Source organism: Mesorhizobium sp. M7A.F.Ca.CA.001.08.2.1, from assembly GCF_003998455.1.
Taxonomy (GTDB): domain Bacteria; phylum Pseudomonadota; class Alphaproteobacteria; order Rhizobiales; family Rhizobiaceae; genus Mesorhizobium; species Mesorhizobium ciceri.
In genome coordinates, this window is the sequence record NZ_RZPW01001272.1 from 1 (window position 1) to 912 (window position 912).

General features: G+C 67.3%; 2 protein-coding genes. Both read right to left on the reverse strand.

Features of this window, described 5'->3' with window-relative positions:
• Nucleotides 1-276: N-formylglutamate amidohydrolase (locus EN914_RS36760; protein WP_206527341.1), on the reverse strand; the 276-nt coding region annotated here is incomplete at its 3' end.
• Nucleotides 276-912, reverse strand: a 637-nt coding sequence (locus EN914_RS36765) for an aromatic amino acid lyase (protein WP_164779233.1), incomplete at its 5' end; no start/stop codon positions are given. The genes EN914_RS36760 and EN914_RS36765, both read right to left, overlap by 1 nt.

Sequence of the window (912 nt, forward strand, 5' to 3'; positions counted from 1 at the left end):
AAGGCCCGTCGTCGCCTGGCCGGGGTAAAGCGAGGCGCCGGAGGGATCGCGGTTGACGTCGATGACGGTGCGGGAGATCGCGGTGTGCACCACCGTCGCCCCGAGGCCGGCGGCAAAGTCATAGAGATTATCGATCCACCAATCGCAGTCGCGGCGGCCGAGCCAGGGTGAGACCAGCCGATTCTCAAGGCCGGCGAGGTCGATGCCGGTGTGTGGTATCGACACCAGCAACGGGGCTGTGCCGGGCGTGACCGTCAGCCAGGGCGCGCTTGCCATCACACCGCTCCGGAAATCGACGGCAGAGCCACACCGCCGGCGGCCTCGATGGCCGCACCGCCGCGCACCATGGCGATGGCTTTTTCCATATCGGGGTGGAAATGGCGGTCATTGTCGAGATGCGGCACTTCGGCCCGCACCAGCCTGCGCACCGCCTCCAGGGCGTCGCTCGAGGCCAGCGGCGCGTGGAAATCGCAGCCTTGGGCCGCGGCCAGCAGTTCGATGCCGATCACCGCGGTGGCGTTCTCGACCATGCCGATCAGCCGGCGCGCGCCGTGCGCGGCCATCGAAACATGGTCCTCCTGATTGGCCGAGGTGGGGATCGAATCGACTGATGCCGGATAGGCTTTCTGCTTGTTTTCGGAAACGAGCGCCGCCGCCGTCACCTGCGGGATCATGAAGCCGGAGTTCAGGCCGGGCTTGGGCGTCAGGAAGGCCGGCATGCCGGAAAGTGCCGGATCGACAAGCATGGCGATGCGGCGCTCCGACAGCGAGCCGATCTCGCAGACGGCGAGCGCGATCATGTCGGCGGCGAAGGCCACCGGCTCGGCGTGGAAATTGCCGCCGGAAAGCGCGGTGTCATCCTCGGCGAAGATCAGCGGATTGTCGGTGACGCCGTTGGCTTCGGTGCCCAGC